The organism is Idiomarina sp. UBA4206 (assembly GCF_002383015.1).
Taxonomy (GTDB): Bacteria; Pseudomonadota; Gammaproteobacteria; order Enterobacterales; family Alteromonadaceae; genus Idiomarina; species Idiomarina abyssalis.
This window is the reverse complement of the sequence record NZ_DFTS01000019.1, coordinates 3,981-16,957: the sequence shown is the minus strand read 5'-3', so window position 1 is coordinate 16,957 and position 12,977 is coordinate 3,981. Positions and strand designations below refer to the sequence as shown.

10 protein-coding genes are annotated in these 12,977 nt (G+C 46.7%); 3 read left to right on the top strand and 7 right to left on the bottom strand.

Annotation, left to right across the window (positions count from 1 at the left end; all coding sequences use genetic code 11):
• Positions 1-89: 89 nt before the first annotated feature.
• Genes B3180_RS03955 through B3180_RS03945 form a run of 3 tightly spaced genes read right to left on the bottom strand, consistent with a single transcriptional unit; the run spans position 90 to position 4,044 of the window.
• Positions 90-1,235, bottom strand: coding sequence for a dicarboxylate/amino acid:cation symporter (locus B3180_RS03955; protein WP_278358845.1), 1,146 nt, complete (start codon positions 1,233-1,235; stop codon positions 90-92).
• 46 nt (positions 1,236-1,281) lie between these two features.
• Positions 1,282-2,199: a histone deacetylase family protein gene (locus B3180_RS03950; protein ID WP_278358844.1), complete on the bottom strand. Its 918-nt coding sequence runs from the start codon at positions 2,197-2,199 to the stop codon at positions 1,282-1,284.
• Between the two features lie 3 nt (positions 2,200-2,202).
• The gene (locus B3180_RS03945; protein ID WP_222235855.1) at positions 2,203-4,044 is read right to left on the bottom strand and encodes a GNAT family N-acetyltransferase; all 1,842 of its coding nucleotides are present in this window, start codon (positions 4,042-4,044) and stop codon (positions 2,203-2,205) included.
• Positions 4,045-4,135: 91 nt separating this feature from the next.
• Here B3180_RS03945 and B3180_RS03940 point away from each other — a divergent pair, with 91 nt between their 5' ends.
• Together B3180_RS03940 and B3180_RS03935 are read left to right on the top strand one after the other, a co-directional pair.
• Complete coding sequence (locus tag B3180_RS03940) at positions 4,136-6,232, top strand: tetratricopeptide repeat-containing diguanylate cyclase (protein WP_278358843.1); 2,097 nt, start codon at positions 4,136-4,138, stop codon at positions 6,230-6,232.
• Positions 6,233-6,235: 3 nt separating this feature from the next.
• Positions 6,236-7,459 carry an Nramp family divalent metal transporter gene (locus B3180_RS03935; protein WP_199493632.1) on the top strand — a complete coding sequence of 408 codons (1,224 nt, stop codon included), beginning with the start codon at positions 6,236-6,238 and terminating at the stop codon, positions 7,457-7,459.
• A gap of 41 nt (positions 7,460-7,500) precedes the next feature.
• Here B3180_RS03935 and B3180_RS03930 read toward each other — a convergent pair whose 3' ends face one another.
• Entirely contained in the window at positions 7,501-8,499 is a 999-nt protein-coding gene (locus B3180_RS03930) for a DUF4382 domain-containing protein (RefSeq protein ID WP_286843177.1), read from the bottom strand.
• Between the two features lie 208 nt (positions 8,500-8,707).
• Here B3180_RS03930 and maoP point away from each other — a divergent pair, with 208 nt between their 5' ends.
• A complete protein-coding gene (maoP, locus tag B3180_RS03925) occupies positions 8,708-9,073 on the top strand; it encodes a DUF413 domain-containing protein (protein ID WP_222235851.1) in 366 nt (121 codons plus the stop codon).
• Here the strand turns inward: maoP and B3180_RS03920 are convergent.
• The 3 genes from B3180_RS03920 to B3180_RS03910 form a co-directional block, all read right to left on the bottom strand.
• Complete coding sequence (locus B3180_RS03920; protein WP_278358842.1) at positions 9,027-10,835, bottom strand: GGDEF domain-containing protein; 1,809 nt, start codon at positions 10,833-10,835, stop codon at positions 9,027-9,029. The two genes, maoP and B3180_RS03920, sit on opposite strands and share 47 nt — an antisense overlap.
• A gap of 72 nt (positions 10,836-10,907) precedes the next feature.
• Positions 10,908-12,191, bottom strand: a complete 1,284-nt coding sequence (gene purD / locus B3180_RS03915; protein WP_278355713.1) for a phosphoribosylamine--glycine ligase — start codon at positions 12,189-12,191, stop codon at positions 10,908-10,910.
• Positions 12,192-12,208: 17 nt separating this feature from the next.
• On the bottom strand, positions 12,209-12,977 hold a 769-nt coding region (locus B3180_RS03910; protein ID WP_286843172.1), incomplete at its 5' end, for a class I SAM-dependent methyltransferase.

The following is a 12,977-nucleotide window of genomic DNA, read 5'->3' as shown; positions in this document are numbered from 1 at the left end:
TCTCGTTTCCCGCTCCAAGTTTTAATCGCTAGTACGCTTAAACTTCGTTTAATACGCACCAGCGACTCAATGCCTGCAATATTCGTTCGCTAACTCTTCTTCGAGCTGTCCACAAACATCGCAATAGCACCATCACCAGTAATGTTACAGGCGGTACCGAAGCTGTCCTGTGCCATGTACAAGGCTATCATTAAGGCGACTGCGGTTTCGCCGAAACCCAGCATGGAACCTAACAGGCCAACCGCCGACATAACCGCACCGCCTGGAACGCCCGGTGCAGCTAACATGACAATACCCAACATTAAAATAAACGGCAGCATGGTAAAGAACCCGGGAATGGCGAGGGAATTATGCAGCACCATAACCGCAACAGCACAGCTGACAATGGTAATGGTGGAACCGGCTAAGTGAACGGTGGCACAAAGTGGCACGGTAAAGTTGGCAACGTCGTTATCGACTTTGTTCTTGCGTACGCTTTGCAGGGTGACAGGAATAGTGGCGGCGCTGGACATAGTACCTAGTGCCGTAAAATACGCAGGCAGCATGTTTTTGATTAAAAACAGCGGAGAACGACCGGTTTTTATGCCTGCCATAATGTACATAGAGGTAATGTAAACCCAGTGCAGGGCGACAGCGAGTATCAGAATAACTCCAAAGGTTTTCAGCGTGTTAAACACCGTGCCTGCAACGGCCATTTCCGCAAAAATGCCGGCAATATACAGCGGCAGTAAAGGAATAATGACTTTAACCAGCAGTAGCTCAATAATGTCCCGGCCTTGATCCGACAGTTTCTTCAGGTTTTCTGCTTTGGTACTGGCAATACCCAACCCGAAAATAAAGGCTAAAACCAGTGCTGACATCACCTCCATTAGCGGTGGAACCGACAGCTCAATAAAGGGTTCGATAGTGGCTTTGGCTTCTGTCGAAACACTCTGAGCGTCGGTTGTCAGCCAGGGAACGACAATGCTGGCAGCGAAAAATGCAACAATACCTGCAATAACGGTAGAGGCATAAGCAATGCCTAAGGTTTTACCCAGCATTTCTCCGGAGTTGCTTGGTAAGCTCGCAATACCGCTGGTAATGAAGAATAAAATAAGCAAAGGGATAGTGAAGAACAGCAGCTGACCGAACAGTGTTTTGAAAGTCAGCAGAAGTTGGCTGACCCATTCTGGCATGTATAACCCAATAAGAATACCGGCGACAATACCCGCCACAAGCTTAAGAACTAATCCCATAATATTCGACTCTTTTTTTATGAATGTTTTAAGAATAGAGGTGCGCTTAGAGTAAGCCTTTTAAATGCGCAACAACACTGCGGCCTAACGCGCTGAGATTATACCCACCTTCAAGCGTAGATACGATACGACCGTCACAGTGTTTGTCGGCAATTTCTTTCAGCTTAACGCTTATCCAGTGGTAGTCTTCTTCTTTCAGGAGAAATTGAGACATGTCGTCTTCTGCGTGACCATCGAAGCCGGCAGAAATAAGCACCAGTTGAGGTTGGAAGTCGTCGAGTGTATGAAACCATTTTTCTGAAACGGCTTGTTGCCATTGTTCGCCTTTGCAACCAGCTGGTAGCGGCACGTTATGAACATTACCGGCGCTAGTGTCTTCCCCGGTAAATGGGTAGAAGGCCTGCTGGAATGACGAGCAAAACAAGATACGGTCATCACCCTGAACAATGTCTTCGGTACCGTTGCCGTGGTGTACGTCAAAATCGACAATGGCAACGCGCTCAAGTCCGTGTTTTTCAATAGCGTGGTACGCCGCAACGGCAACATTGTTGAATAAACAAAAACCCATGGCTTTTGAGCGCGTAGCGTGGTGGCCCGGTGGCCGGACGGCACAAAAAGCCTGTTTGTTGAGTGTTGTCATGACATCGTCAACCGCATTAACCGCTGCTCCGGCTGCTTTCAAGGCAGCGGTTAAGCTACCTGGTGTCACTAAGGTGTCCGGATCTATCCATTCATGGTCGTACTCAGGAATTTCCGCACGAATAAAGTCGATATGTGCTTGGGAATGCGCCGCCTGAATAGCTTCCCAGGGCGCTTCTGTTGCTTCTTTTCGTATAAGCACAAAGTCGAGGCCGGAGCGAATGAGTTGGTCATTAATGGCTTCAATACGGGCCGGGCACTCGGGGTGCTGCTCGTTGGGTATGTGTTTGAGGCAGTCATCATGACTGAATACGACTATCGACATAATTTACTCACTGCCTTGTTTAAGATCGAGTTTGAGCAAGACTTCACCCGGCTCTTCACTGGGCAAGCGTTTGAAGCCGCCCCGTTCAAACACACTTAACATGGGTTTATTCGCGGCTAATACGTAGGCTTGCATACTGTCCAGGCCACGTTCGCGGGCTATGCGGATCATTTCATCTAAGAGCTTGCCCGCCATGCCGCGGCCCTGGTATTTCTCGCGGGTCACAAAAGCGACCTCGCAACTATTTTGCGACTCGATGTAGTAGTAACGCCCAACCGCCTGAATCTGAACCGCAGAGCCTTTTTGATGCACAATACACAAGGCAAGATCTTTCGACTGGTCAACACTGACCAAGGTACAGGATTTTTCCCGGGTCATGGTTGTGGGTACGGCGTTGTAACGTAGCTGCAGAGTTTCTTTCGTATGAGAATAAAAGAACTCCTGCAGCCGACGTTCGTCCGACGGATAAAGCGGTCTTAAATCAAAAGATTCGTTATTAATTTTGAGCTTTTTAAAGCCAATATCGCCTAACTCCGGCACATCAACTGGTGTTTGTTGCTGATAGTGGGGAACCCAATAATGTTTACGAACTTCCTGCAACAGGTGGCTACGGAATTTAGGGTGAGCAACGCGAATTAGCTCCATAGCCCGCTCGCGAATACTTTTTCCCCGCAATGAAGCGACGCCAAATTCGGTGACGACATAGTGTACGTGCCCGCGCGTTGTTACTACACCTGCGCCTTCCCGAATGAATGGAACAATGCGCGATACTTTACCGTCTTGTGTTGTTGAAGGTAGAGCGATAACGGGTTTTCCACCTTTACTTAAAGACGCTCCACGACTGAAGTCCACTTGCCCACCAATACCGCTGTAAAACTGGTGGCCAATAGAGTCCGATACGATTTGTCCGGTGAGGTCCACTTCAATGGCGCTGTTAATTGCTATTAATTTGTCATTACGGGCAACGTTTGCTGGTGAATTTACATATTCACTGGGATAAAAACCGACATGTGGGTTGTGGTCAACAAAGTCATAAAGGGCTTTTGACCCCATGCAGAAGCTGGTCACAATTTTATTCGGGTGGAAGGTTTTTTTGCGGTTATTAATGACTCCTTTGAGCATTAAATGCATGACGTCGTCAGTAATAAGCTCGCTGTGAATGCCCAAGTCCTTATGGTTACTTAAGTAACGCAGTGCCGCAGCGCAAATAGTACCGACACCAATTTGAAGCGTAGAGCCATTATCAACCAGCAGCGCAATGTATTGGCCTATCCGCTCAATGATTTTACTGTCTTCAAGGCTGGGTGGTGGCAGTTCGGGCAGAGGTGCTGCATGTTCCCAAAAGTAATTAATTTGATTCGTGTGCAGAAAAGACTGTCCGTAAGTGACCGGCATATTAGGGTTCACCTGGGCAATAACGGTCTTGGCAGATTTAGCAGCGGCGGCGACCACGTCGACTGAAACCCCCATTGAATGGTAGCCGTACTTGTCTGCAGGACTGACCATAATTAAAGCGGCATCTAATGGCAGAATGCCGTTATTAAACAGGTTGGGAATATCGGAAATAAAGCTGGGGGTATAATCCGCACGGCCTTCATTCACCGCGGTTCTTACGGTATCGCCACCAATAAAAAAGGTATTGACCTTAAACAACTGCTGGTACTGCGGACCGGCCCACTTATTGTCGGACAGCGTCATTAACTGCACAATTTCAATATCATGCAGATTTTTTGCGTTTTCTATCAGGTCATCGATAAGCGCGGTTGGCACCGCAGCGTGAGAGCCAATAAAGATTCTTTGCCCTGACTTAAGTATCTTTGACCAGTCTAACTTTGTCGTTGTCATACTGTTGTTTTACCTCAGTGATTAGCTTTGTGCAATCATTCAAATTGAGATAAACTTGGTCGTTAATTAATCATTGAACGGACTCGCTCCCATGAAAAATAACAACAAGAAATGGGTTAACTATTGCTTCGCCGCTTCAGCGTTTTTTCTGCTGGTAAGTTTTGGGTCCGTCTCAGCTCAGCCTTCGACAGAAAATATTAACGGTGTTCCGGTCGATATGGCCATGGAGGAGCAGCTGGATGATTACCTTAACTCTCTGGGTGAAGAGGAAGACTCCAGAGCTATTTTGTTTAATGTGCTGGAAGATATTTCGCCGAAAACGCCCGTAGCTACCCGGGCCAGAGCTAAAAGCTATGAAGTGTCCTGGTATTACTACGAGGGTGAAACCGAGTTAGCTTTCGAAAAACTGGATGAACTGCTGGCTCTTGCTGAAAACAGTGAAATTTCTGATGTAAAAGCTGAAGCTCAGGCGACGCGAGTTGAAATACTTCAAATGGAAGGTAAGTACGGCGAAGCGTTTTTGCTGCTCAACGATGTTGAGATTCCCCTTTCTAACTCTCGTATGCCAAGGGTTCGTTATTACGGTCACAACCTTATTTCGAGAATCTATGCTGACTGGAACCGTTACGATGATGCTTTGCGTCACTTGCTGCTGGCTCAGGATGCCGTCAACGAAACGAACAATGAAAGAACGCCCATCCGTCAACAATATCTGGACTACTCAATCGCAATTATTCAGTCTGAGTTGAAAAACTGGGAAGGGTCGTTAAAAACAATTAATAAAGCAATTCAAAGCGCTAAGCAGAACGAGCTGGAATACGACTTGCCTGATTTTTACCTGCACAAATCTTATATTGAAGCGGAAATGGACGAACGAGAAGCTTCTCTTGTTTCGTTAAGAAAAGCTTACCAAGCGGCAGTTAAAGATGAACGAGAGTATTTACTACCCGTTATTTTAAATAATTACGGTGACCACTACATGTCTGAAAAAAAGTGGGAAGAAGCCCGAAGTCATTTACGAGAAGCTTTGGAGTTGGCCGAAGAAGTCGAAGATATCTGGATGGCACAGACCATCCATTTCAATTTAGGCTTCATTGATGTGCATCAGGGCAACACGGAAGCCGGCCTTGAAGAAATGCGCGAAGCGGTTGAGTTTTATCGTGAGGAAGACATAAAAACGGAAGTTGAAGGGTTACTTGGCGAGCTTGCTGAAGCCTATGAGCTTGCCGGGCAACATCAAAAACAGGCCGAGACTCTAAAACAGCAGATGGAGTTGATGGAAGAGCTCTATCAAAGTGATCAACAGCAGAACCTGGCTAATTTACAGCAGCTTTATGAAAGCAAAGATAAAGAGCAGCAGATTGAGTTGCTGGAGCGCCAAAACGAACTTAAACAGCAGTTACTGGAAATCAACGAACAGAGAAACCTAATTTGGTTGTTATTGGGGATTGTTGCTGTATTCGCTGCTTTATTTGTTTTTCTAATGTACCGCAAAGCCCGACGCGCCAACTTAAGATTAAAAGAAGCTAATAACTTGTTGGCTGACCAGTCACGTAGAGACCCTCTTACTGGCTTGTGGAACCGCCGTGCTCTTCAGGAAGAGATGGAAGCGCGTAAACAGCATGGTGAGAGACGCGAAGCGGCGGCCCATTCCGATGGCCTTATTCTGCTTGATATCGACTTTTTTAAACGCATTAATGACAAATATGGGCACGCGGCCGGTGATAAAGTATTGATTGAAATCAGTCAACGCTTACAAAAAGAGTGTCGTGCAAGCGATAAACTGATCCGTTGGGGCGGTGAGGAATTTCTCTTTCTTGTTCGTAACGTAAGCAGTGCAGACCTGGAAGAAATGAGCGAAAGAATTTTGAAAGCGATAGCGAAAGAGCCGATTGCTTACGAAGGACAGGAAATTTTTGTGACAACTACTATAGGCTTTATTCGCCTGCCGTTTGCCGACATACCGGAACATGAAATGGATTGGGAAAAGGTTCTGCAGGTTGCTGATATGGCACTGTATACCGGTAAAGCCCATGGTCGTAATAGAGCCTGTGGTGTTACTGATTTATATGTTGAGTACGGCACGGCTCGCTCTGTGCTTGAGTCGGACTTATCCGAAGCTCTGAATAAGAACTGGATTTCAATGGTAACCATTGAAGGTCCTGAATCTCTTAATAGAACCGTCTAGGCTATGTTGAAACTCTCTCAGTTTGGACCCGGTGCGTTAGTCGCCGCGGCATTTATTGGGCCGGGGACCGTTGTTACAGCCTCGCTGGCCGGAGCAAACTTTGGTTACGCACTGCTTTGGGCGTTACTGTTCTCTATTGTTGCCTGCGTTATTCTTCAGGAAATGTCGGCCCGCATTGGTTTGGTGACACAAGCCGGGCTTGGCGAAAACATCCGTAATAACCTCACCTCTGGCTGGCTTCGTTGGTTGGCATTAATTCTCATTTTTAGCGCTATTGCTATTGGCAATAGTGTTTATCAGGGCGGAAACCTTTCCGGAGCCAGTTTAGGTGCTGGTGAGCTACTTGGGCCGGTACCAATACTGGATGCTTGGTTGAGCAACGCCTGGGCGCTTGTCATTGGTATTATTGCACTACTGATACTCTGGTCGGGTAACGCCAGGGTAATCGAGAAGGCCCTGATTGGAATGGTTCTACTAATGAGCGTGGCCTTTATCGGCACCTTTTTATTAACAGACCCAGACTGGAGTGCTGTATTTCAAGGTACCTTTGGGTTTTCATTGCCTACCGGAGCGACACTCACTGTCGTTGCGCTAATTGGTACCACGGTAGTTCCGTATAATATTTTCCTGCATGCCTCCAGTGTGTCTAAAAAGTGGCAATCTCCAGGTGATATTTCAGCTGCCCGTCGGGACCTTTTTCTTTCAATACCTTTTGGTGGCCTTATTTCAATGGCTATTGTTGCCACTGCAGCTTCGGCGTTCTTTGGCCAGCAAGTGACAATTGAAAGTGCAGGCGATTTAGCCGGATCGCTGCGTCCACTTTTTGGCGACGGGGCTACTTACTTAATGGCAATAGGGTTATTCGCTGCGGGCATTTCATCGGCGACAACGGCGCCTTTAGCCAGTGCTTATGCGTTATGCGGCATTATGGGTTGGTCAGTTAATTTACGAAGCAGAGCTTTCAGAACGGTTTGGCTATCGATTTTGCTAATAGGTATTGTTATTTCAAGCGTTGGCATAAAGCCGGTAACGGTTATTTGGTTTGCTCAGGTTGCTAATGGGATTTTACTGCCAGTTATTGTCGGATTTCTGTGGTGGCTTTGTCAGAGTTCGATGTTAGGTAATTACCGTAACTCCGCTTTGCAAAATATGCTGGCTGCAGTCATCTTTTTAATTTCGGTGTTGCTCAGTGGCAGAAGTCTGGGGTCAGCATTTGGTTTTTGGTAAGAGGAAGGCTACGTCCCTGTAGCCAAAACTATCGAATGCCTTTATTCCTCAGCTGCACCAACAAACTCTAATTCCTGTGGCTCGCTAGATTCTTCAATAGTGACGTTCTCGGTTAAGAAAAAGTTCACGTCATCATCGGCTTCCGGATCGTCCCCACCATTACAGGTAAGCGCAGCTGTGTAGTCTCCTGCTGCAACAAAACCTATAGAGAAGTCGTAGGTGTCTACCCCGTCAAAATAAACCGCTGTGCTGGCATAAGGCTCGTTTTCTTCCGAACCGCCGTTATCAGCTAAGGTTGTTTCATCAAGGTCACTGCCTTCGTAGAGATAAACATAAGCTACCGGTTCTTCTGTGTTTTCCGGTGCTACGGTACAGGTTTCGTTAAATAGCAACGCACCTTCAGCAACAGTACCTTTCAGGTGACCAACAGCAGAGTTATCAACCAGACGAACGCCGCGCGGCTTAAGGATGTAGTGATCCTGGCCGACCGGGTTAGTCATGGCGTGGCGCAAATCAAACTCAACGGTAAAGTTAAGGTTTCCGCCGGCATCGGCAACAAAGCCGTCTAACTTCAATTCGTTTGAAGGGACTTGTACGGCAACTTTTTCAGCTTCACCATCATCGTTGGTGTCTGTCATGATGTAAGAACCTTCGGCCATGACCAGTCTTAGCTGTCCGTACTGACCCGCATCAATTTCTGCGTTTTCAAGAAAAACCATCGAGTCGTTGCCCGTAAACTCTAGCAAGTCGATGCCAATGGTATTTGCAATGGGTTGTCCATCTTCGTCGGTACAAAGGTCATTTTCTTCAGGGGCTTCAATATCCTCGCCGACGGTGAAAGTGCTGGGCTCATCACCGTTACCGGTAAGTTCAACCGCGTTAAAGCAGGCAACAACAGATTCAGCGTTGTCTACCGGGGCGTCACTAATGCCCAGAGAGAATTGAGCGGTATCGGTGTTATTGTCATCACTGTCAGAGCCTCCGCATGCGACTAGCCCTAACGTGGCGGTGGCTAGTGTCGTTAACATTAATTTATTCATAGTGCCCTTCCTTCTTATTTACGAAACAACTTGAAATAAAATGACATGATTTATTACACACGGCTAATTTATAGGTGCTCTAGTGAATTGTTAAAAGGTATTTTACAAAAATTTTCGTTGACAAAAGTTCGATATCGCTCTATATCGTCTTTGTCGTATACAACGACAGACTTTTTGTTCGGTTTTAGTCTGTAGGAAGGGCTTACACATGACCAAGATGACCCGTGAAGTATTGTTAAAGAAACCGTTTAACGATTTCCGCAACTACCCTTATGGCTTTTCTCGCTCAGGCGATTTCTCTATTCGTGAAAGCGATGCTTTGACCCATTACGGCTGCCTCATTACGGCAATGCTGGCGGGAGAGTTTGAACCTGTTTTACAAGAAGATATTGAGTTGCTGGCTGCGTGCCGGGGGGAACAAGCCCCTGTAACGGATGTTGAAAAGGTCTGGGCAAAATATCAGGCGCGTATTCATCGGCCAAAAGTCGCCAGTATGTACGGGCGCGGTAAATTTGCTGATGACTCATTTAGCTCAGCGTCTGATACTGAAGATGATCTGATTGTTGAAGATTAACCTGGCGTAAACGTCTGGGTTTTTGACGGTGGCACATGTAGCAGTGGCTGCCGTCAGACTGTTTTGCTTCTTTTTTTGCTTCGCTGGCTAATAGTGCGACATCGTGATGTGATAAACACTCCGAGGGATCTGGTTGAACCACACCAATAGCAAGACTTAGTAATGGGTAGAAGGCCGGTTTACCGTTACGGGATAATGCTTTTATTCCCCCCAACTGAATGTGCTCCTGATGATAAAATCGGGTAATGCCTTGCTCAAAGTCTTTGATAATTTTATGACATAACTCTTCGGTTTGTTTTTTATCGGTGTCTTTGAAAATAGCGACAAAGTCGTCTCCGCCAATGTGACCAATAAAATGACCATGCCTGAATAATTGTTTTTGTAGTATCTGCGCTAACCATTTAATAATCTGATCGCCCTGCTCGTAACCATAAATATCGTTATACGGCTTAAAGTGGTTCAAATCAAAGTAGGCCACGTGAAATGAACAGGCTTGGGAAAGCTGGTTCTCTATAACTTGGTTGATAGCCACGTTCCCTGGTAATTGAGTTAGAGGGTTAGCATGGCGGGCGTTGTTAACTTTTAGCTCGGTTATTCTGCGTAATAAATTTTTAATGGACGCTACGCCGTAGTAAACACCTCTCTTAGTAACGATAATATTTTGATAGATATCGACTTCATCATTATCGGTAATTAACTGACTCACTTCCTCCAGTGATGTTTGCCAGTCAACGGAAAGAGGGCGGTCATCCATAATGTAAGAAACAGGTTTGTTGGCGTAGAGTGCATGACCGTAGGAGCCAGAGAAGAATTCCATAACCTTTTCTCTTCGTATAATTCCGACAACCTTTTTCTCATAAATAACGGGCAAGGAGGATAACGTCTTATCTTGTGTGAAGGTGTCGAGCACTTGTGAAGAGCGAGTTTCCACTGATACGCCGTGAATGGTATCGACCACACTGGCGATAGTTGTTTGGTAGTTTAGTGCAACAGAATGATTAGGAACGACCAGCGAAGAAGAGACCTCCAGTACCGGATAAAGTTGCGGCTTTCCGAGCAAGAATCCCTGACAATAATTAACACCCATAGACTGTAATTGCTCAAGTTCATCTGTGGTTTCTATGCCCTCTGCGATCACTTTCGTGCGTAAACTTGTGGCCAGCGATAGAATACTTTGCACAAATTCTCGTTTTACCGAAGATGTTTCAAGAGACTGAATAAAATAGCGATCGATTTTGACATAGTCAGGATGTAATTCCGACCAGAGCTTGAGCCCAGAATAGCCCGCGCCTAAATCGTCAATAGCAATCATAAAGCCAAGTTTCTGATAGTGAATAATGGCGTGTTTCAGATTTTCGGTATCTTCAATTGGGTAGCGTTCTGAAATTTCAATGACAATTTGTTCTGGTGATATGCCAAATTGCTGGGACAAACGCAGTGTCGATCCATGCGGGTGAGAGTCATCCTGCAGAACATTGGGATTCACATTAAGAAAAAGTTTACCCTGCATAGAGTTTTTCTGAAACGCTTCCATGGCAGCAGAGCGACATGCTAGTTCCAGTTCTGATAATAGTCTTACTTTGCTGGCGAGAGAAAATAAGTTATCCGGGGATTCGAGAGAGTGTCCTTTAGGGCCGCGAATAAGCGCTTCATGGCCAATAACAACTCCGCGGACAGTGTCCATAACGGGTTGAAATAGAGGGTAAAGTTGCTTCCCCTGAATAAGGGTTAATAGCTCTTTTTTTAAATCACACCCAGGCATGAAACCTCCCATCACAACAGAGACAAAAGCTTAATAAGCTTTTATGACAATGTAATGACAGGAGGTGGGTATTTAGCTTTCGCGTTTTATCGCACGGTGCGCGATATCGGTGCGATAATAGGCATCATTCCAGTTAATTTTATCAACCAGCTGGTAGGCAAGTTGTTGAGCCTCAGTAACGGTTTTACCCAGGGCTGTACAACAGAGAACCCGGCCACCACTTGTGACCACATTGCCGTCATCCATTTTAGTTCCCGCGTGGAATACCTTCTGGTTTTCAGAAGCTTGTTCAGGAAGGCCGTGAATGAGATCTCCTTTGTTGTAACTTTCAGGATACCCTCCGGCAGCCATAACCACACCAACTGCAGCGCGCTCATCAAAGTCGATAGGCGCCTGATTAAGCTTGCCTTCAATTGCCTGCTGGCAAAGCTCAACCAAATCCGACTTTAAACGCATCATAATGGGCTGAGTTTCAGGATCCCCGAAGCGACAGTTATACTCCAGAACTTTGGCAGTGCCGTCTTCCGCAATCATTAAACCGGCATAGAGGAACCCTTTGTATGGCGCTCCTTCTGCTGCCATTCCATCGACTGTAGGTTTAATAACGTGCTCCATAACCCATTTATGGATGCTTGGTGACACTACCGGAGCCGGCGAATAAGCGCCCATCCCACCTGTGTTAGGTCCTTTATCGCCGTTATCACGTGCTTTATGATCCTGGCTTGACGCAAAAGGGACAGCGTGTTCGCCGTCCACCATCACAATAAAAGAGGCTTCTTCACCGCGTAAAAATTCTTCTATAACGACGCGGTGCCCGGCATCGCCGAAACGGTTACCGGCCAGCATGTCGTCGATAGCGGCATCCGCCTGCTCCTGACTTTCAGCTATAATAACGCCCTTGCCAGCGGCAAGGCCGTCTGCCTTTATTACAATAGGAACGCCTTTTTCAGCGACATAGGCTTTGGCTGCCTCAACCTCTGTAAAGTTTTGGTAGTCGGCGGTGGGTATATTGTGGCGCTGCAGAAAGTCTTTGCTAAACGCTTTAGAGCCTTCTAGCTGTGCTGCTTTACCTGTGGGGCCAAATGCGGCGAGTCCTGCTTCACTAAAGCGATCAACAATGCCCGCAACTAAAGGTGCTTCCGGACCAACAATGGTCAGTTCAACACCTTCGCTTTTGGCAAAGTTAAGCAAACCTTCAATGTCTTCGGCGCTGATGGCCACATTTGTCAGGTTTGGCTCACGCTCTGTACCTGCGTTGCCCGGGGCAACATATACGCACTCCACTTGCTGTGACTGTGCTGCTTTCCACGCCAGAGCGTGCTCACGGCCTCCGCCGCCAACGACCAATACTTTCATAAGGTTAGTTCTGTCCTCTAGTCTGTAACGGGTTTGCGAAACTTCAAGGTGAAGCGATCGCTTTCACCAATGGCTTCGTATTTTTCTCTGTTTTCTTCACCCAGCGTCAGGGTTGGAGGTAAAGTCCAGACACCTTTAGGGTGATCAGCTGTATCTTCTGGGTTTGCGTTTATCTCGGCACTAGCCACAAACTCGAAACCGGCTTGTTCAGCTAAGTCTATTACCCAGCTTTCTTTTACATAGCCAGAGTCTTTAAAAGCTTCAGCATCTTTTGACTCGGGCAGGCGATGGTCAACGATACCTAGCATACCGTTAGGTTTCAGCGTTTGATGAAACTGACGGAATGCCTGAATGACACCTTCTTCGCCTTCTTGCATATACCAGTTGTGAAGGTTGCGGAACGTCAGCACACGATCGGCACTACGAGCCGGTGCCAGGTCAGTGTCTTTACCCGGTGCAAATTCGGTCAAAATGACATTGCCATAGAGCGGATTAGTGGTTAATTTTTCTTTGAAATTCTCAAGTGACCGTTGGTAGTAATCGCTACCTGAATCTTCCGGGAAGTGTGCAGCATAAAGCTGTCCTTCATCCGCCAGATAAGGGGCTAATATTTCAGTATACCAACCACCACCTGGCCAAATTTCCACTACCGTCATACTCGGCTCTAGCTCAAAAAACTCTAAAGTTTCTTTTGGGTTACGGAATTCATCACGAGCAGCGTATTTGTCGGTGCGGGATTCATGGTCGACTGCTGCATGCAAAGAATCCGCCTCGGGGGCTGGAGAG

Excerpts from the sequence above, each read along its gene's own strand:
- B3180_RS03945 (WP_222235855.1), bottom strand. The coding sequence starts at position 4,044 with ATGACAACGACAAAGTTAGACTGGTCAAAGATACTTAAGTCAGGGCAA.
- B3180_RS03955 (WP_278358845.1), bottom strand. The coding sequence starts at position 1,235 with ATGGGATTAGTTCTTAAGCTTGTGGCGGGTATTGTCGCCGGTATTCTT.
- purD (WP_278355713.1), bottom strand. The coding sequence starts at position 12,191 with ATGAAAGTATTGGTCGTTGGCGGCGGAGGCCGTGAGCACGCTCTGGCG.
- B3180_RS03940 (WP_278358843.1), top strand. The coding sequence starts at position 4,136 with ATGAAAAATAACAACAAGAAATGGGTTAACTATTGCTTCGCCGCTTCA.
- maoP (WP_222235851.1), top strand. The coding sequence starts at position 8,708 with ATGACCAAGATGACCCGTGAAGTATTGTTAAAGAAACCGTTTAACGAT.
- B3180_RS03935 (WP_199493632.1), top strand. The coding sequence starts at position 6,236 with ATGTTGAAACTCTCTCAGTTTGGACCCGGTGCGTTAGTCGCCGCGGCA.
- B3180_RS03930 (WP_286843177.1), bottom strand. The coding sequence starts at position 8,499 with ATGAATAAATTAATGTTAACGACACTAGCCACCGCCACGTTAGGGCTA.
- B3180_RS03950 (WP_278358844.1), bottom strand. The coding sequence starts at position 2,199 with ATGTCGATAGTCGTATTCAGTCATGATGACTGCCTCAAACACATACCC.
- B3180_RS03920 (WP_278358842.1), bottom strand. The coding sequence starts at position 10,835 with ATGCCTGGGTGTGATTTAAAAAAAGAGCTATTAACCCTTATTCAGGGG.